This window comes from Microbacterium sp., from assembly GCF_052102115.1.
In the GTDB taxonomy this organism is placed as follows: Bacteria; Actinomycetota; Actinomycetes; order Actinomycetales; family Microbacteriaceae; genus Microbacterium.
Window position 1 is genome coordinate 1 of sequence record NZ_JBQDVP010000027.1, and the last position, 17663, is coordinate 17663.

15 protein-coding genes and 1 tRNA gene are annotated in these 17663 nt (G+C 67.8%); 6 read left to right on the forward strand and 10 right to left on the reverse strand.

The genetic code is table 11. From position 1 onward, the window contains the following. Positions 1-287: 287 nt before the first annotated feature. A complete protein-coding gene (locus tag ACTICP_RS09725) occupies positions 288-1286 on the reverse strand; it encodes an IS481 family transposase (RefSeq protein WP_441891895.1) in 999 nt (332 codons plus the stop codon). A 96-nt stretch (positions 1287-1382) separates the two neighbouring features. Next, positions 1383-1877, reverse strand: a complete 495-nt coding sequence (locus ACTICP_RS09730) for a glutathione peroxidase (protein WP_441891829.1) — start codon at positions 1875-1877, stop codon at positions 1383-1385. Positions 1878-1938: 61 nt separating this feature from the next. Here ACTICP_RS09730 and dusB point away from each other — a divergent pair, with 61 nt between their 5' ends. The 5 genes from dusB to ACTICP_RS09755 all read left to right on the forward strand — a co-directional run bounded on the left by dusB (position 1939) and on the right by ACTICP_RS09755 (position 7288). Beyond that, positions 1939-3093: a tRNA dihydrouridine synthase DusB gene (gene dusB / locus ACTICP_RS09735; RefSeq protein WP_441891831.1), complete on the forward strand. Its 1155-nt coding sequence runs from the start codon at positions 1939-1941 to the stop codon at positions 3091-3093. Further along, positions 3083-4459, forward strand: coding sequence for a deoxyguanosinetriphosphate triphosphohydrolase (locus ACTICP_RS09740; RefSeq protein ID WP_441891833.1), 1377 nt, complete (start codon positions 3083-3085; stop codon positions 4457-4459). The genes dusB and ACTICP_RS09740 overlap by 11 nt, the downstream gene beginning before the upstream one ends. Continuing rightward, complete coding sequence (dnaG, locus tag ACTICP_RS09745; RefSeq protein ID WP_441891835.1) at positions 4459-6309, forward strand: DNA primase; 1851 nt, start codon at positions 4459-4461, stop codon at positions 6307-6309. The genes ACTICP_RS09740 and dnaG overlap by 1 nt, the downstream gene beginning before the upstream one ends. A gap of 36 nt (positions 6310-6345) precedes the next feature. After that, positions 6346-7122 carry an ATP-binding cassette domain-containing protein gene (locus tag ACTICP_RS09750; RefSeq protein ID WP_441891837.1) on the forward strand — a complete coding sequence of 259 codons (777 nt, stop codon included), beginning with the start codon at positions 6346-6348 and terminating at the stop codon, positions 7120-7122. Positions 7123-7216: 94 nt separating this feature from the next. Continuing rightward, positions 7217-7288: transfer RNA gene (locus ACTICP_RS09755), tRNA-Asn, on the forward strand. Positions 7289-7342: 54 nt separating this feature from the next. On the opposite strand, the gene ACTICP_RS09760 is transcribed toward ACTICP_RS09755, so the two are convergent. Together ACTICP_RS09760 and def are read right to left on the reverse strand one after the other, a co-directional pair. Further along, positions 7343-7867, reverse strand: a complete 525-nt coding sequence (locus ACTICP_RS09760) for a septum formation family protein (protein ID WP_441891839.1) — start codon at positions 7865-7867, stop codon at positions 7343-7345. 64 nt (positions 7868-7931) lie between these two features. Then, complete coding sequence (gene def / locus ACTICP_RS09765) at positions 7932-8498, reverse strand: peptide deformylase (protein ID WP_441891841.1); 567 nt, start codon at positions 8496-8498, stop codon at positions 7932-7934. A 61-nt stretch (positions 8499-8559) separates the two neighbouring features. Here def and ACTICP_RS09770 point away from each other — a divergent pair, with 61 nt between their 5' ends. Beyond that, positions 8560-9555 (forward strand): DMT family transporter, encoded by a 996-nt coding sequence (locus ACTICP_RS09770; protein WP_441891897.1) that lies wholly within the window; start codon positions 8560-8562, stop codon positions 9553-9555. Here ACTICP_RS09770 and pgl read toward each other — a convergent pair. From pgl to tkt, 6 genes are read right to left on the reverse strand one after another with little or no spacing between them, the layout of a single operon-like run. Beyond that, positions 9549-10328 carry a 6-phosphogluconolactonase gene (gene pgl / locus ACTICP_RS09775; protein WP_441891843.1) on the reverse strand — a complete coding sequence of 260 codons (780 nt, stop codon included), beginning with the start codon at positions 10326-10328 and terminating at the stop codon, positions 9549-9551. The genes ACTICP_RS09770 and pgl overlap by 7 nt on opposite strands. Before the next feature lie 5 nt (positions 10329-10333). Beyond that, entirely contained in the window at positions 10334-11269 is a 936-nt protein-coding gene (locus tag ACTICP_RS09780) for a glucose-6-phosphate dehydrogenase assembly protein OpcA (protein ID WP_441891845.1), read from the reverse strand. Continuing rightward, on the reverse strand, positions 11266-12813 hold the full coding sequence (zwf, locus tag ACTICP_RS09785; protein ID WP_441891847.1) for a glucose-6-phosphate dehydrogenase: 1548 nt from the start codon (positions 12811-12813) through the stop codon (positions 11266-11268). Before zwf ends, ACTICP_RS09780 begins: the two co-directional genes overlap by 4 nt. A 23-nt stretch (positions 12814-12836) precedes the next feature. Then, the gene (locus ACTICP_RS09790) at positions 12837-14444 is read right to left on the reverse strand and encodes a glucose-6-phosphate isomerase (protein ID WP_441891849.1); all 1608 of its coding nucleotides are present in this window, start codon (positions 14442-14444) and stop codon (positions 12837-12839) included. After that, positions 14441-15553 (reverse strand): transaldolase, encoded by a 1113-nt coding sequence (tal, locus tag ACTICP_RS09795; RefSeq protein WP_441891851.1) that lies wholly within the window; start codon positions 15551-15553, stop codon positions 14441-14443. The genes ACTICP_RS09790 and tal overlap by 4 nt, the downstream gene beginning before the upstream one ends. Continuing rightward, a complete protein-coding gene (gene tkt / locus ACTICP_RS09800) occupies positions 15550-17652 on the reverse strand; it encodes a transketolase (RefSeq protein WP_441891853.1) in 2103 nt (700 codons plus the stop codon). Before tkt ends, tal begins: the two co-directional genes overlap by 4 nt. Between the last annotated feature and the right edge of the window lie 11 nt (positions 17653-17663).

Consider the following 17663-nt stretch of genomic DNA (forward strand, 5'->3'; position numbering starts at 1 on the left):
GCCTAGGAATCAACTAAGCCGAAGCCCCGTACACAAAGGAACGGACAGACCCCGAACGTCCTCCGTGACCTGTGGTCCAAGCGCGGCGAGCCGGCGCAGGCGGACGAGCCGGCGCAGGCGGAGGCGTAGTCCTCACGCTGGGGCGTGTCCGGGTTGTCGCGGGTCGGCTCCGCCAGAACCGTCAATAACCCAGACGCGCCCAGATGCGTGTCGGGTTTGTTGCGGGTGGATGCCGCGTGCACCCGCAAGTTTCCAGACACACCCCACCCGGCTGAGGCGCAGGAGGCCTAGCTGTAGTTCCCTGTGAGGTTGTGAACGCGTTCTGAGGGTGTTTGGCCGTCGATGCCTGTGTGGGGTCGGTGGTGGTTGTAGTGGTGGAGCCAGGCGGTGTAGGCCTCGGTGCGGGCGTTTTCGTTGTCGTAGGCGGTCGCGTAGGCCCATTCGGTGGCGAGGGTGCGGTTGAAGCGTTCGACTTTCCCGTTGGTTTGCGGGCGGTAGGGCTTGGTGCGTTTGTGTCTGATGTTGCCGAGTGCTGCGGCGAAGGCGCGGGATCGGTAGCAGGCGCCGTTATCGGTCATGACAGAGGTGACGGTGATTCCGATGCTGGTGAAGAAGGTGTTGGCGCGTTGCCAGAATGCCGCGGCGGTCTCTTTGCGTTCGTCGTCGAGGATCTCGGAGTATGCCACTCGTGAGTAGTCATCGACGGCGTGATGCAGGTATCGGTAGCCGCGCGATCCTGGTGCTCCCGCGCGTGCGGCGCGGTCACGGGCGGCACCCGCTTTGCGATCTTGCGCGGATCCGCGGTGGTGGATCCGCCATCCGCCGCCGTCGGGAATGCGACCCTGTTTCTTGATGTCCACGTGCACCAGTTGACCGGGCGCGGTGGCTTCGTAGCGTCGGGGCGTGGGTTTGCGCACGCGCAGACCGGTGGACTGATCAACGTGGGCCAGCAATGGCATCGAGTATCGGGAGAGCACGCGGCCGACCGTCGAACGGTGCAGCCCCAGGTGATACGCGATGCGGTGCGGGCCCCAGCGACGGGTGAAACGCAACGCGATGACACGACGCTCGGTGCGTCGCGGAAGCTGGTTCGGACAGCATCGGGGCCTGGAACTGCGATCGGTTAACGGCTGTCCAGATCGGTAGCGATCGACCCATCGTTTCGCCGTCGCCGGCGAGCACTGGAACCGTTCAGCCGCGCGCCGAAGCGACCAGCCATCCTGAGTTATCAACAGGGCAAGACGTCGCCGCCCCTCAGGCGTCAACGGAGCATTAGCGTGAGTCATGGAGACCTCCGGTTTAGAGATGCGAGTGTGGTAACCCACATCCTGGCCGGAGGTCTTCTCTATGTCACGCGTTCACAACCTCCCGAGGAAATACACCTAGCGCGGCAGCGCGGCTTCGATCGCCTCGACGATCTCGGGGGCGTCCGGCTTCTGCTGCGGCCGGAACCGGCGCACTTCGCCGTTGGGCAGGACGAGGAACTTCTCGAAGTTCCACGCCACGCGGCCGGCCTTGCCGCCGGCATCCGGAGTCTGCTTGAGCGTCTTGTACAGGTCGACCGCGCCTCGGCCGTTGACCTTCACCTTGTCGTTGATCGGGAACGTGACCCCGTACGTGGTGGAGCAGAAGTCCTGGATCTGCTCGAGCGAACCGGGCTCCTGGCCCATGAACTGGTTGCACGGGAACCCGACGACGCTGAACCCACGATCGCCGTAGGTGCGCTGCAGCTGTTCGAGCTGCTCGTACTGCGGCGTCAGACCGCATTTCGACGCGACGTTGACGACGAGCACCACATCGGCACCGAGGTCATCGAGGGTCTTCTCGTCTCCGTCCGCATCGGTGAAGGGGATCTGTCGCACGCTGGAATCGGTCATATCCACACCCTACGTCCGCGTTGAGCGCCGGGCGCGTCGAGGGTGGGAGAATGGAGAAGATATGAGCATCGCCACAGCCCCAGCCCGCGCCCTGCGCATCGGCCCCATCGACCTCGACGTGCCGGTCGTCCTCGCGCCGATGGCGGGCATCACGAACACGGCGTTCCGCCGACTGTGCCGTGAGTACGGTGCAGGTCTCTACGTCAGTGAGATGATCACCTCTCGCGCTCTGGTCGAGCGCAACGACACCACGATGCGGCTCATCCGCCACCACGAGTCCGAGACGCCGCGGTCGATCCAACTGTACGGCGTCGACCCGAAGACCATCGCCGAGGCGGTGCGCATCATCGTCGCCGAGGACCACGCCGATCATATCGACCTGAACTTCGGCTGCCCCGTGCCCAAGGTCACGCGCAAGGGCGGGGGAGCGGCGCTGCCGTGGAAGACGAGCCTTTTTTCCGACATCGTCGACCAGGCCGTGAAGGCTGCAGGCCCCCTCCCGCTGACGGTGAAGATGCGCAAGGGAATCGACCCCGATCACCTCACCTTCCTGGATGCCGGTCGTGCCGCCGAGGATGCCGGAGCGGCAGCCGTTGCGCTGCACGCCCGCACGGCGAGCGAGTTCTACTCGGGCTACGCCGACTGGAACGCGATCGGCGAACTCAAACAAGCTGTCACGAGCATCCCCGTGCTCGGCAATGGCGACATCTGGTCGGCCGACGACGCCGTGCGCATGATGGCCGAGACCGACTGCGACGGCGTCGTCGTCGGCCGCGGATGCCTCGGCCGTCCCTGGCTGTTCGGCGATCTCGCCGGGGCCTTCGGCGCCGAATCGGTCGCGGTCGATGCCACGCTCGGCTTCGTGGCGAACGCGTTCCGTCGGCACGCCGAGCTGCTCGTCGACTTCTTCGACGACGAAGATCACGGATGCCGCGACATCCGGAAGCACGTCGCCTGGTACTTCAAGGGATACCCGGTCGGCAGCGACATCCGTACGGGACTCGCCACCGCGCAGAGCCTCGCCCACATCGACGAGCTGCTGGGGCAGCTCGACCACGATGCTCCGTACCCGGGAGCGGATGCCGAAGGGCAGCGCGGCCGGGCAGGCCGGCCCAAGCGTCCGGCGCTGCCGGATAAGTGGTTGGACTCGCGTGAGGTCGCCGCGGATACCGGTGAGATGCTGCGCGGAGCGGAGATCGAGAACAGTGGCGGGTGACGCGCGCGCCGACGGCTACGAGCCGCGCGACGCCGAGCGCTTCTTCACCCAGACCCACCGTTCCGAACGAGACGACTTCGCGCGCGACCGCGCCCGCGTGCTGCACTCTGCAGCCCTGCGCCGCCTCGCCGCGAAGACGCAGGTACTGAGCCCCGCGAGCACCGCAGACTTCGCCCGCAACCGCCTGACGCACTCGCTCGAAGTCGCCCAGGTCGGCCGTGAGCTCGCCGTCGCGCTCGGCGTCTCCGCCGATGTCGTCGACACCGCGTGCCTGAGTCACGACCTCGGCCACCCGCCCTTCGGGCACAACGGGGAGCGGGCGCTCAACGAGTGGTCAGAGCCCATCGGCGGCTTCGAGGGCAATGCACAGTCGCTGCGCATTCTCACCCGTCTGGAGGCGAAAGTCCTCGATGCGGACGGGCACTCCGTCGGACTCAACCTGACTCGTGCCAGCCTCGACGCCACCTGCAAGTATCCCTGGACCGTCGACAGTCCCGTCCCCGACCCCGGCGGTCGGTTGAAGTTCGGCGTCTACCCCGAAGACGAAGCGGTGTTCCGCTGGATGCGCGAGGGTGCACCGGGGCGCCTGCGCTGCATCGAGGCCGAGATCATGGACCTCTCCGACGACATCGGGTACTCGGTGCACGACTTCGAGGACGCCATCGTCAACGGTTACCTCGACGTGGCTCAGTTGTCGGATCCCGCGGAGCACCACGCGCTCGTCAGTCGCGTGCAGCAGTGGGTCGGCTACGACTTCACTCGCGAAGAGCTCGCCGACGGCCTGTATCGCCTCACTCGCCAGCCGATGTGGCTGAAGTCCTTCGATCGGTCGCGGCAGGATCTTGCCCGCCTGAAGAACCTCACCAGCGACCTCATCGGCCGGTTCGCCCGGGCCGCAGTCACGGCGACTCGGGAGACCTACAGCGGTCCCTCGCTGGTCCGATACAACGCGCACGTCGTCGTACCGCGTGTGGTCGAGGTTGAGATCGCCGTGCTCAAGGGCATCATGGGGCAGGCGATCGTCACGATCGATGCCCGTAAGGGCGTGTACAAGGAGCAGCGCCGGGTGCTGCGGCGCCTGGCAGATGCGCTGTGGTCGACGGACGCGCTCTGGAACGCTGGTGCCGACGTGCTCGAGCCCGCCTTCGCTGCCGACTTCCAAGACGCGGAATCGGATGCCGAGCGCGCCAGGGTCGTCGTCGATCAGATCGCGAGCCTGACGGATCAGACGGCTCTGGACTGGCACAACCGCCTGGTCGGCGATATCGATCCGGCCGAGGTGGGCATCTGGACGCCGCGCACGCCGCGCCCGGGCTCCAGAACGCACGCGCACACTCAGGCACGGATGACCGAAGGGGCGCACTGATGCCCCGCATCCGCCAGGCCGATGTCGACGAGGTCAAATCCCGCACGAACATCGCCGACATCGTGGGAGAGCGGGTCGCGCTGAAGTCTGCCGGGGTGGGGTCGCTCAAGGGCCTGTGCCCGTTCCATGATGAGAAGAGCCCGAGCTTCCACGTGCGCCCCCAGGTGGGCTTCTACCACTGCTTCGGCTGCGGCGAGTCCGGCGACGTCTATTCCTTCTTGCGCGCGATCGATCACGTCAGCTTCACCGAGGCCGTCGAGCGTCTGGCCGGGCGTCTCGGCTACTCGCTGCACTACGAAGACGGGGGAGCGGCCCCCGAGACCAGCGGACGCAGCCGGCTGTATGCGGCCAATGCCGCGGCGGCGGAGTTCTTCCGCAGCCAGCTGCTGAGCGCCGATGCCGAGACCGGCAGACGCTTCCTCGGTGAGCGGGGCTTCGACGCCGGGGCGGCCGCACACTTCGGCGTCGGCTTCGCGCCGCGCGGGTGGGACGGGATGCTGAAGGCACTCACCGCGCAGGGGTTCACCCGCGAGGAGCTGCTCGCCGCTGGCCTCGTCTCGCAGGGGCAGCGCGGTGTCTACGACCGGTTCCGCGGCCGACTGGTGTGGCCGATCCGCGATGTGACGGGCCAGACGATCGGTTTCGGCGCGCGCAAACTGTTCGATGACGATCAGGGGCCGAAGTATCTGAACACCCCCGAGACGATCATCTATAAGAAGAACCAGGTGCTCTACGGGCTCGACCTCGCCAAGCGCGACATCGCCCGCGGCGATCCGCGCCGCGTCGTGGTCGTCGAGGGGTACACCGACGTCATGGCGTGCCATCTCGCCGGCGTCACCACGGCGATTGCCACATGCGGTACGGCGTTCGGCGCCGAGCACATCAAGGTGCTGCGCCGGGTGATGGGTGACGACTCCAGCTCCGGCGAAGTCGTCTTCACCTTCGACGGTGATGAGGCGGGGCAGAAGGCGGCCCTGCGCGCCTTCAGCGAGGACGACCGGTTCAACGCGCAGACGTTCGTCGCCGTCGCCCCGGACGGCCTCGACCCCTGCGATCTGCGGCTGCAGCGCGGGGATGCCGCGGTGCGCGGCCTCATGGACGCCAAGGTGCCCATGTTCGAGTTCGCGATCGACCGCAAGCTCGCCGGGTACGAACTCGCCACGGTCGAAGGGCAGGTGGGCGCGCTGCGCGCTGCGGCTCCGATCGTCGCTGAGATCCGTGATCGGCTGCTCCGCCCCGGGTACGAGCGGGTGCTCGCCCGGCGCCTGGGTATGGACCCGACCGAGGTGCGCGCCGAGGTCGAGCGCGCCGCGCGAGGCGCAGGAGCTGCGAAATCGAGGCAGGAACCACCTGCTGCGCAGCCGGGGGCTTCGGAGGTGCCCGCGGTGACGCTGTCGAGTCTGCCCCGGACGGCCGACGTCGCCGTCGAACGCGGCATGATCATGGGGACGCTGCAGTACGGTCATCAGGTCGACCAGGGCCTGCTCGCCCGTGCGCTGGAGGCGCCGTTCCGGCATCCGGCGCTCGAGGCCATCCGCGAGACGATCGCCTCCGCGCCCGACCGGACCAGGGCGGGATGGGCGATGGATGCTGTCAACGCCGTTCGCGAGCCGTACCGTTCCTTGGCGGGTGAGTTGCTGATGAGCCCGTTCCCCGCAAAGGACGAGGCGGGCGCCGTGGCATCCACAGCCGATCTGACCCGTCGGATGATCGTGCGGGGCCTGGAGCGCGAGAAGCAGGAGCTGCTCGGGGCGATCCAGCGAGTGCCCGCCGATTCGGATGGCGGGCGGGCGCTGCGCGTGCGACTGCGCGACATCGACGTCGAGCGTCAGCGGTTCGCCGAGTCGTAACCCGAACCGGTCCGCCCTGCGGGGGAGGATGGGCTCATGTCTCGAAGGTCCGACTCCGCCCATCTGATCGACTGCTCCGATCTCGTCATCGATCGGATCGGGCACAGTGCGCCCACTCGAGCGGTAGACGGAGTGACGTTCGCCCTCCCCGCGGGGGAGCTCATCTGCGTTGCCGGTCCCACCGGTTCGGGCAAGTCCACCCTCGTGGCGGCTCTGGCCGGTGCGACCGATCCCTCGGTGCGGATCGCCGGCGGACGGGCGGAGGTGTGCGGGGTGAACGTTCGAAAGCCCGGGCGCAGACATCGTGAGCTCACCTATCTCACCGGTTACATCCCGCAGGCGGCGGGCGCGGATCTGCCGCCGACGCTCACCGTCAGCGATGTGATCGCCGAGCCGATCCTCATCCGCGAGAAGCGCGTCAACAGCAGGGCGCTCTCCATCCGCGTCGCAACCCTGCTCGATGAGATGCACCTTCCGCTGGGGACGGCGGCGAAGTTCCCCTACGAGCTCAGTGCGGGGATGCGTCAGCGCGTCGCGATCGCACGATCGTTCGTGCTCGAACCGAAAGTGCTCATCGCCGACGAACCGCTCGCGAATCTCGATCTCGAGGTGCGACCTGTCGTGTTCGATGCCATCACCCGGCGCCGAAAAGAGGACGGCATGGGGGCTCTGCTGGTGACGAACGACGCCGCCTTCATCCGCGAGCTGAACGCCGAGACGCTGATGCTCAAGGGCGGTCACGTGGTGGCCAGGGGCGTGGGCAAGGACCTGCTCTGGGTGCCGAACGCGGCGGCGGATTCGCCGGGGTGGTGACCCTCGCCGGACACGCCCGAGGGGGCCTGCGGATGTCACGTGCACCCGGGGGAGTTTGCTAAGCTGGTCTGGTTGCCTCGGCGACAAAGCATGATCCCCGATAGCTCAACGGCAGAGCAGCCGGCTGTTAACCGGCAGGTTGTTGGTTCGAATCCAACTCGGGGAGCAGAACGAAGAAGGCCCCGTCCACAGACGGGGCCTTCTTCGTTCTCAGGGCTGATCAGACGCCGGCGCCCTCGAGGGAGCCTTCGACGTCCATGGAGCCGGTCCCGGCTTCGTCGGGCTGGTAGATGATGCACTGCACGAGGCGGTCGTTCGCCTGGGTCCAGGTCTCTTCTGTCGGAGTCATCCACCAGAAGTCGAGGGTCGACTCGTAGTAGTCGGTGCCGACGAACTCCGTGAAGGCGGGCACGCATTCTGCCTCGACCTCGGCCTGGATCTCGTCGTCGCTGGGCAGATCGCCGTCGGCCAGCTCGAACTCGTAGAACACCTCATCGGTGTGCGGCTCCGAGCACGGCACGACGTCGACGTCGGTGATCTCGCCGGTGCTGTCGGTCGCGGGCATGCAGTCACCGACCTTCAGCGAGAAGACGTCGACGTTCGACTCTTCGGTGACATTGCCCTCGTCGTCGCGCTGAGCGTCGCTGCCGCCCATGATTCCGCTCAGTGCGCTGCATCCGCTGAGTGCGAGGCTCAGCGCCACGGCAGCCCCGGCCAGAGCCAGCGCGCGCTTCTTGCGCGTCATGATCATCGTTTTCCCCTCCGGTGAAATGTGACGGATGTGATCGACCCGCCTGTGAAAATCCTATCTATCCTTCGAGATCGTCGACGCCCGGGATCCAACTCGCACCGGGGCGACCCCAGCCGCGCTTGCGCGCGATCTTCTGGACGGTCTTCCAGTCGCCGTCCGAGAGGCGGTCGACGTACAGGATGCCGTCGAGGTGATCGAATTCGTGCTGCATGATGCGGGCGCGCCATCCGTCCACCTCGATGCGCACCTCGGCGCCGGAGACGTCGGTGCCGGTGACGAGCACCCGATCGGCCCGGCGCAGCGGGAAGCGCTCACCAGGAAACGACAGGCACCCCTCAGACTCCTCATCGGGGTCGGGCGATCCGGGTTCTGGCGGTGACATCCACAGCACGGGGTTGATGATCGCGCCGCGCCAGGGCTTGTCGTCGTCGTCCACATAGGAGTAGGTGTAGATGCGCAGCGGCTGCCCGATCTGAGGGGCGGCGAGCCCCACTCCTGGCGCGGCATCCATCGTCTCGAACATGTCGTCGACCAGGGCGCGGATATCGTCGGTGATCTCGCCGACTTCGGATGCGGGGGAGTGCAGGACAGGATCGCCCATGATGCGAATCGGAAGAACAGCCACGCCACAACCCTACTGTCCGGTGATCGACGGGTAGGGTTCTACTGTGAACTCCGGGGTGTGGATGTCAGTCGGCGAGGTCAGCGATCAGCTGGTCGGGGCATTCCAGAACCCAGCGCTGCTGCTCGGTATCCCGCTCGCCCTCGCCGGCGCCGTCTTCATGTCGTTCGGTGCGCAGTACCAGCACCGCGGCGTCACGAAGGTGGAGCGACTGAGCGGTGCCGATGGTGCGTCCGGGCTCAGCTGGGACCAGATCAAGGCACTGCTGACGCGCCCGTCGTGGCTGCTGGGAACTCTGATGCTGGTGTTGGCGATCGTCTGCCAGCTCGCCGCGCTCGCGATCGCCCCGCTCATCGTCGTGCAGCCGTTGGGCGCGATCGCCCTCGTGATCACGACGCTGCTCAATGCCCATGTCTCGGGGCACGCACCGACGAGGAAGTCGATCACCTCGATCGTCGCCTGTGTCGGGGGCATCTTCCTGTTCGTCTTCCTCGCCGCGATCTTCGCTACAGAGAAGGAAGTCACGACGGAGAAGCTGTTCATCATCCTCACCACACTGCTCGTCGTGATCATCGTGCTGGCCGCTTGCTGGCTGATCCTCCGGCGCCGGATGCGCGCGCTGTTCTACGTGATCGGCGCCGGCATCCTCTACGGGTTCGTCGCGACGCTGGCGAAGGTCATCATCAAGCGGCTGCAGGCCGAGAACTTCGACTGGCTGACGCTCGTATGCGTGATCGCGCTGATCGCCGCCGCCGCCGTCGGCGCCTACTTCGTGCAGACCGCCTACAGCTCCGGGCCGCCCGACCTCGTCATCGCCGGCCTCACCGTCGTCGACCCGATCGTCGCGGTCGTCATCGGCATCGTGGTGCTGGGCGAGGCAGCTGCGGCGCCGGTCTGGGCCCTCGTCGCATTCGTCGCGATCGGCGCTGTCGCCGTGTGGGGAGTCGTCGGCCTCGCGCGCTACCACCCGCAGGTGCTCAGCGAGAGCCAGGAATTGGACATCACCCGTGGCAGCGATGGCGACGCCGGAGAGCGCCCGGCAGAAGGATCAGATCAGTAGTCCTGATCGATGAGGTCCTCGGGGACCTCGGCAGCGGCGGCTTCGTCGACGAAGAACACCGTGCGCTTGCGCCCCTTGGCGCCCGCCGCGGGAACGTTCGCGTAGTTCGCCCCCGCGAGCGCGAGCCCCAGCGCCGAAGCCTTGTCGGCACCGGTGAGAACCAGCCACACACGCTTGGATGCATTGATCACCGGGCGCGTGAGCGTGACGCGCTCCGGGGGCGGTTTGGGGGAGTCGCGCACGGGCAGTGCGGCGGCATCCGTGATCGTCACTTCTGGGCGGTCGGGGAAGAGCGATGCGACGTGCCCGTCCGGCCCGACGCCGAGGAAGCACACCGCGAACGACGGCCACGGATCCTCGTCGGTGCCGAAGCGCGCCAGCTCCGCAGCGTACGCGGCCGCCGCCTCATCGAGGGAGACGCCGTCGTCCGACGCGGCGACTTCGTGGATGTTCTCCGCGGGGAGGTCGATGTGATCCAGCAGCGCTTCGCGCGATTGGCGGGCGTTGCGGTCGGCGTCCGTGCGGGAGACGAAGCGCTCGTCTCCCCACCAGAAGTGCACCAGCGTCCAGTCGATCGACGACACTTTGGCGTGCCGGGCAACCGCCGCGAGCACGGCGCCGCCCATCGAACCGCCGGTGAGCGCGATGTGCGCGACCCGGCCGTTGCGGGTACGCGCCCTGACACGGGTCAGAAACCGATCGGCGACGCGGTCTGCCACCGCTGCGGGGGTCGGATCGACGACGACGACCTTCTCGGCAGATGGTGCTTCCATGCGCCTTACGCTACCTTCTCGGGCGGACCGAGCAACTCCCAGCCTTCGGTGATGACCCGGCCATAGAGCACATCGGGGTCGAGGCGCCGCAGCTCCTCCGCCAGGCACTCGCGCAGCGTGCGACGCGGCAGGACGAGATCATGGTCGGGCTGGTCGGGCTGGGTCAGCAATGCGACGCCGGGCTCGGGGCGCTCGAGCAGGATGTCTCCGCCGGCACGCGAGAGACGCACCGATTTGATGCCGTCGGCCCAGGTCTCGGGATCCTCGTACGACCAGCGCACCGGCACCCGCAGGGCGAGCCGCAGCCAGGCCGCCAGCAGTGCCGTGGACGGCGAGCCCGCAGCTCCGCGCACCTCCGCGGCCGTGACCGATTCGAATGGCGGCTGGTCGAGCACGGCGGCGAGCTGCTCACGCCAGTGCGTCAGTCGGGTCCAGGCGAGGTCGGTGTCACCCGGCGCGTGCGTGCGGCCGCGCAGGGCCAACCGGTCGCGCACGTCGGGGGTGGTCGCGGCATCCGTGATGCGCCGCTGGGCGATCCGCCCGAGCGGTGACGATGCCGGGTCGGAGGGCGCCTCGTCGGGCCACCAGGCGACGACCGGAGCATCCGGCAGCAGCAGACCGGTGATCAGGCTCTCCTCGTTGCTCGCGGCGGCGCCGTACGCCCGGAGGACGATGACCTCGCTGGCCCCGGCATCCCCGCCGATGCGGATCTGCGCGTCGAGGTGTGCGTCACCATCGCCGGTGGTGAGCACGATCACGCGCATCGGGTGCTCTCGAGATGCGTCGTTGGCCGCGTCGATGGCGGCCTCTGCGACGCCGTTGCGCGCCGAGATGACAAGGGTGAGCACGCGTCCGAGCGCGACGGCCCCGCCCTCTTCACGCACACTGACGAGCTGCTTGGCGACCTGGCTGACGGTCGTGTCGGGAAGATCGATGATCACGGGCGTCTCCAGACTCGTCCGTCACGGGCAAGGAGGGCATCGGCGGATGCCGGCCCCCAGGAACCGGGAGCGTACTGCTCCAGCGGACCCCCTTCGTCGGCCCAGTACTGTTCGACGGGGTCGAGGATCTTCCAGCTCAGCTCCACCTCCTCGTGGCGAGGGAACAGCGGGGGATCGCCGAGCAGGACGTCGAGGATCAGACGCTCGTATGCCTCAGGGCTCGCCTCGGTGAAGGCGTGGCCGTAGCCGAAGTCCATGGTCACATCGCGCACGTTCGTGCCTGGTCCCGGCACCTTCGAGCCGAAACGGATCGTCACGCCCTCGTCGGGCTGTACGCGGATGACGAGCGCGTTCTGACCGAGTTCGGCGGCGTTACCGCGGCCGAACAGATGCTCGGGGGCGCGTTCGAACACCACAGCGATCTCGGTGACGCGTCGTCCGAGGCGTTTTCCGCTGCGCAGGTAGAAGGGAACGCCGGCCCAGCGCCGGTTCGCGATCTCGAGCTTGATCGCCGCGTAGGTCTCGGTGACCGACTCGGGGTTCATCCCGTCCTCGTCGAGGAATCCGCTGACTTCTTGGCCGCCCTGCCAGCCACCGGCGTACTGTCCGCGGGCGGTCGCCAGAGACAGGTCGTCGGGCAGCTTCACAGCCGCCAGGACCTTCTCCTTCTCGGCCCGCAGGTGCTCCGCGGACAGGCTGATCGGCTCTTCCATAGCGGTGAGCGCGAGCAGCTGGAGCAGGTGGTTCTGGATCACATCGCGCGCTGCGCCGATGCCGTCGTAGTAGCCCGCACGCCCGCCGACGCCGATGTCCTCGGCCATCGTGATCTGCACGTGGTCGACGAAGTTCCGGTTCCAGATCGGCTCGTACAGCGCGTTGGCGAAGCGCAGCGCCAGGATGTTCTGCACCGTCTCCTTGCCGAGGTAGTGATCGATGCGGAAGATCGAGTCGGCCGGGAACGCCACCTCCAGCGCCTCGTTCAGCGCGCGCGCCGAATCGAGATCGTGCCCGAAGGGCTTTTCGATGACGACGCGTCGCCACCGGTCGTCGCCGCGATCCTCGCCGACGAGACCGGAGTCCTTCAGCTGGTTCGCGACCTGCGGGAAGGACCTCGGCGGGATGGACAGATAGTACGCGTGGTTGCCCATCGTTCCGCGCTCGATATCGAGCTTCTCGACCGTCTCGCGCAGCTTCGCGAACGACTCGGGGTTGTCGAATTCACCGGAGACGAACCGGATGCCCTGCAGCAACTGCTTCCAGGTGTCTTCGCGGAACTCGGTGCGCGCATGCTCTTTGACCGCGTCGTAGACGACCTGGGCGAAGTCCTGGTCCTCCCAGTCGCGCCGGGCGAAGCCGACCAGCGCGAATCCCGGGGGCAGCAGCCCCCGGTTCGCGAGGTCGTACACCGCCGGCATGAGCTTCTTGCGAGACAGATCGCCGGTGACACCGAAGATCACCAGCGCGCTGGGACCGGCGATGCGATTGAGGCGACGGTCATCGGGGTCGCGCAGCGGGTTGTGGCCGCGCGATACGGGAACGGTCATCGGTGAGATGTACTCCAGGTGGGTTACTTCTGAGCGGCTTCGAACAGTGCGATCACGTCGGCGGAATCATCCGTGATCGTGAGGGTGACGACAGGCCGGCCGTGCTCGGCGAGCACACCCGCGTCGCCGGTGGCCTGCGCCTGGATCAGTTGACCGTACGTGAAGGGGCTGTCCGGGATCTCGAGATCGACGTCGGTGCGCTCGAGGATCTGCAGGTACACGCCCTGTGCGGGCCCACCCTTGTGGTACTGCCCGGTGGAGTGCAGGAATCGCGGCCCCCAGCCGAACGTCGTCGGTCGACCAGAGTCGGCGGCGACGAGTTCGCGCAGGCCCTGCAGCTGTGGCAGTTCGAGACGGTTCACGTAGGCCTGGATGGACACGTAACCGTCTTCGGGGAGCCGGGCCCAGAGGGCATCCATGACCGCCTCGATGTCACCGGATGCAGCCAGCGCCGGATCCGTTGCGCGCACCTCGATGCCGTTCTGGACGAACGCGGGCTCGGTCGGCTCCGGGCGTGCGTCCAGCAGCCCGCGTGCGGCGACCTTGGCCGACTCGACGTCGGGCTGGTCGAACGGGTTGATGCCGAGCAGGTGTCCGGCGATCGCGGTGGCGTATTCCCAGACGATGAAGTTCGCACCGAGCGAGCCGCTGACGAGGATCTCGCCCTGGTGGCGCTCGTGCAGATGGAACTCGTTCGCGTCGTCGACCAGGCGCACGATCTGCAGATCGGCGGGCAGCGACTCGAGCTCGGGGGAGACCGGCAGCAGGACGACGGGCAGGATGCCGGTGCCCTCCTTGCCGGTCGATTCGGCGATCAGCTGTTCGATCCAGTCCGGAAGCCCGACGATGTGCGTGCCGTCGGTCACCAGGCCCATCTTGTCGCGGCGCGGGTTGGTTGCGGCGATCGCGGCGGCCAGACGCAGCGCGGGGTTGTCGGCCTGGTCGATGGCCACCTGCAGCAGCGTGGCCTCGGCCTCGTCGAGCAGTTCGCCGATGTCGACGCCAGCCAGCCCCGAGGGGACCAGACCGAACGCGGTGAGAGCCGAGTAGCGGCCTCCGACGTTCGGGTCGGCGTTGAAGACCCGGTAGCCCGTCTCTCGCGCCGAGGTGTCCAGCGGGGAGCCGGGGTCGGTGACCACGACGATGCGCTCGATCGGGTCGACGCCGATGTCGCGGAATGCGGCCTCGAAGGTGCGGCGCTGCGAGTCGGTCTCGACGGTCGAGCCGGACTTCGACGACACCACGAGCACAGTCTCGGCCAGGTCGTCGTCGAGAGCGGCGAGCACCTGGCCTGGCGCGGTGGAGTCGAGGATCGTCAGCGGCACGCCGGCCGTCTGGGCGATGACCTCGGGGGCGAGCGACGAGCCGCCCATGCCGGCGAGGACGACGCGGTGCACACCCTGGGCGCGAAGCTCGTCCCGGAGGGCGACGATCTCGTCGACCAGCGGGCGAGAGACCGAGACGGCCTCCACCCAGCCCAGGCGCTTGGCGGCCTCCTCTTCGGCAGCTGCGCCCCACAGGGTCGAGTCGAAAGCAGTGATGCGCGAGGCGACGAGGTCGCCGACCAGTCGCGGAACGACCTCGTCGATCGCGACCTTCGGGGCGCCCGAGGCGTGGATCGAGAAGGTCATCGCTGGGCCTCGAGTCCCTCGGCGACCTGGGTGAGCAGGTCGTGCCAGGAGTCGATGAACTTCGTCACTCCCTCGTCTTCGAGCACCTGCGTCACGTCGTCGAAGTCCACGCCGACCTTCTCCAGACCGGCGAAGACCTCACGGGCGTCCTCGTAGCCGCCGGTGATCGTGTCACCCGCGACGACCGCGTGGTCGAAGGTCGCCTCGAGCGTCTTCTCGGGCATGGTGTTCACGACGCCCTGGGCGACGAGCTCGGTGACGTAGAGCGTGTCGGGGAGCGCTGGGTCCTTGACACCGGTGGAGGCCCACAGCGGTCGCTGCGGGTTCGCGCCGGCGTCGAGAAGGGCCTTAGCGCGGTCGCCGGCGAACGTCTTCTCGAACAGCTCGTAGGCGAGCCGGGCGTTCGCGAGCCCGGCCTTGCTCTTCAGGCCAGCGGCCTCGTCGGTGCCGATGGCCGTGAGGCGCTTGTCGGTCTCGGTGTCGACGCGTGAGACGAAGAACGACGCGACCGACTGGATCGTCGACAGGTCGATACCGGCGGCCTGGGCCGTCTCGAGGCCGGTCAGGTACGCGTCGATGACGTCGGCGTAGCGTTCGAGGCTGAAGATCAGAGTGACGTTGACGTTGATTCCTGCGCCGATCGCCTGGGCGATCGCGGGAAGCCCGGCCTTGGTGGCGGGGATCTTCACCAGCAAGTTCGGACGATCGATCTTCGACCACAGCTCCCGGGCCTGTGCGACGGTGCCCTCGGTGTCATGCGCGAGGTCGGGGGAGACCTCGATCGACACGCGGCCGTCGACGTGGCCACTGGCCTCCCACACCGGACGGAAGACATCGAGTGCTGCGCCGACGTCCTGCGTCGTCGCGGCGAAGACGGCCTCTTCGGCCGAAGCGCCGGATGCTGCGAGTTCGGCGACCTGCGCGTCGTACGAGGTGTCGTTCTTGTCGGTGATCGCGTTCGCGAAGATCGTCGGGTTGGTGGTCACGCCGACGACGTTGCGGGACTCGATCAGCCCGGCGAGGTTGCCCGAGTCGATCCGGGTGCGGGAGAGATCGTCCAGCCAGATGCTGACGCCGGCAGCGGAGAGCTGTGCGGTGGGGGAGGTCATGCGTTCTCCTTGATGGTCTCGCGGGCCGCCTCGACGACGGCTTCGGCGGTGATGCCGAACTTCTGGAACAGGGTCTTGTAGTCGGCGGACGCGCCGAAGTGGTCGATCGCCACCGAGCGGCCGGCGTCGCCGACGAGGCCGCGCCACGTGAGGGCGGAGCCCGCCTCGACCGAGACGCGTGCGGTGACGTTCTGGGGAAGGACGGACTCGCGGTACGCGGCATCCTGCTCGTCGAACCACTCCAGGGACGGCGCGGACACGACACGGGCGTTCACACCCTCGGCCGCGAGCGTTTCGCGGGCGGCGACGGCCAGCTGCACCTCGGAGCCGGTGGCGATGAGGATGACGTCCGGGGTGCCGCTCGGCGCCTCGGCGAGGACATACGCACCCTTGGTGGCGTTGTCGGCGGAGGCGAGCGTGTCGCCGGATGCCGCGCCGTCGCCGCGCTCGAACACCGGGATGTTCTGGCGAGTCAGGGCGAGGCCGGCGGGCCCGGCGTGACGGCGGAGTAGCTCGAGCCACACGACCGCGGTCTCGTTCGCATCGGCGGGCCGCACGACGGTGAAGTTCGGGATGGCGCGGAGTGTCGCGAGCTGCTCGATCGGCTGGTGCGTCGGACCGTCTTCACCGAGGGCGACGGAGTCGTGCGTCCAGACGAAGATGCTCGGGATGTTCATCAGAGCAGACAGACGCACGGCGGGGCGCATGTAGTCGCTGAAGATGAGGAAGGTGCCGCCGAACGGACGGGTCGGGCCGTGCAGCACGATGCCGTTGACGATCGCCGCCATGGCGTGCTCGCGGATGCCGAAGTGCATCACGCGCCCATACGGGTTGCCCGACCACTCGTGGGTCGACCACTCGGTCGGGATGAACGACGGGGCGCCCTTGATGGAGGTGAGGTTGGACTCGGCGAGGTCTGCGGAGCCGCCCCACAACTCGGGGAGTTCAGCGGCGAGGGCGTTGATCACCTGACCGGATGCGGCACGCGTCGAGACGTCCTTGCCGGATTCGAACGCGGGCAGCGCGTCGACGATGTCCTCGGGAAGCTCGTGCGCTTCGACACGGTCGAGCAGTGCCTTGCGCTCGGGGTTCGCGGCGGCCCAAGCGTCGAACGACTGCTGCCATGCGGCACGTTCCTCGGCGGCGCGGTCGGCCAGGGCACGGGTGTGCGCGATGACCTCGTCGTCGACGACGAAGGTCTGCTCGGGGTCGAAACCGAGCACCTTCTTCGTCGCGGCGAGCTCATCGGACCCGAGCGCCGAGCCGTGGATCTTGCCGGAGTTCTGCTTGCCGGGCGACGGCCAGCCGATGATCGTCTTGAGGACGATGAGCGACGGCTTGCCGGTCTCGCCCTTGGCGGCCTCGATGGCCGCGTGCAGCTCGGCGATGTCTTCGACGTACTCGCCGGTCTTCTTCCAATCGACCGTCTGCACGTGCCAGCCGTACGCCTCGTAACGCGCGGCGACGTCTTCGGTGAACGCGACGTTCGTATCGTCCTCGATGGAGATCTGATTCGAGTCGTAGATGGCGATCAGATTGCCCAGCTGCTGGTGGCCGGCCAGCGAACCCGCCTCGCTGGTGACGCCCTCCTGCAGGTCGCCGTCGCCGGCGATCACGTACACGAAGTGATCGAACGGGCTCGTGCCAGCGGCAGCATCCGGATCGAACAGGCCACGCTCGTAGCGGGCCGCATATGCGAAGCCGACGGCCGATGACAGTCCCTGGCCGAGCGGGCCGGTGGTGATCTCGACGCCCTGGGTGTGGCCGTACTCCGGGTGCCCCGGAGTCTTGGAGCCCCAAGTACGCAGCGCCTTCAGATCGTCGAGCTCGAGACCGAACCCGCCGAGGTACAGCTGCACGTACTGCGTCAGCGACGAGTGGCCCGCCGACAGGATGAACCGGTCGCGGCCCAGCCAGTCGACATCCGTCGGGTCATGGCGGAGCACGCGCTGGTACAGGAGGTAGGCGGCGGGAGCCAGGCTCATCGCGGTTCCCGGGTGACCGTTGCCGACCTTCTCGACGGCGTCCGCCGCCAGCACTCGGGCGGTGTCCACCGCACGTCGATCGATCTCGGCCCACTGCAGTTCGGTCACGGTCATGCCCTTTCCAA

What these genes read in the sequence shown, in the direction of transcription:
- ACTICP_RS09725 (WP_441891895.1), bottom strand. Translation starts at nt 1,286, where the DNA reads ATGACTCACGCTAATGCTCCGTTGACGCCTGAGGGGCGGCGACGTCTT.
- ACTICP_RS09730 (WP_441891829.1), bottom strand. Translation starts at nt 1,877, where the DNA reads ATGACCGATTCCAGCGTGCGACAGATCCCCTTCACCGATGCGGACGGA.
- dusB (WP_441891831.1), top strand. Translation starts at nt 1,939, where the DNA reads ATGAGCATCGCCACAGCCCCAGCCCGCGCCCTGCGCATCGGCCCCATC.
- dnaG (WP_441891835.1), top strand. Translation starts at nt 4,459, where the DNA reads ATGCCCCGCATCCGCCAGGCCGATGTCGACGAGGTCAAATCCCGCACG.
- ACTICP_RS09750 (WP_441891837.1), top strand. Translation starts at nt 6,346, where the DNA reads ATGTCTCGAAGGTCCGACTCCGCCCATCTGATCGACTGCTCCGATCTC.
- ACTICP_RS09760 (WP_441891839.1), bottom strand. Translation starts at nt 7,867, where the DNA reads ATGACGCGCAAGAAGCGCGCGCTGGCTCTGGCCGGGGCTGCCGTGGCG.
- ACTICP_RS09770 (WP_441891897.1), top strand. Translation starts at nt 8,560, where the DNA reads ATGTCAGTCGGCGAGGTCAGCGATCAGCTGGTCGGGGCATTCCAGAAC.
- pgl (WP_441891843.1), bottom strand. Translation starts at nt 10,328, where the DNA reads ATGGAAGCACCATCTGCCGAGAAGGTCGTCGTCGTCGATCCGACCCCC.
- zwf (WP_441891847.1), bottom strand. Translation starts at nt 12,813, where the DNA reads ATGACCGTTCCCGTATCGCGCGGCCACAACCCGCTGCGCGACCCCGAT.
- ACTICP_RS09790 (WP_441891849.1), bottom strand. Translation starts at nt 14,444, where the DNA reads ATGACCTTCTCGATCCACGCCTCGGGCGCCCCGAAGGTCGCGATCGAC.
- tal (WP_441891851.1), bottom strand. Translation starts at nt 15,553, where the DNA reads ATGACCTCCCCCACCGCACAGCTCTCCGCTGCCGGCGTCAGCATCTGG.
- tkt (WP_441891853.1), bottom strand. Translation starts at nt 17,652, where the DNA reads ATGACCGTGACCGAACTGCAGTGGGCCGAGATCGATCGACGTGCGGTG.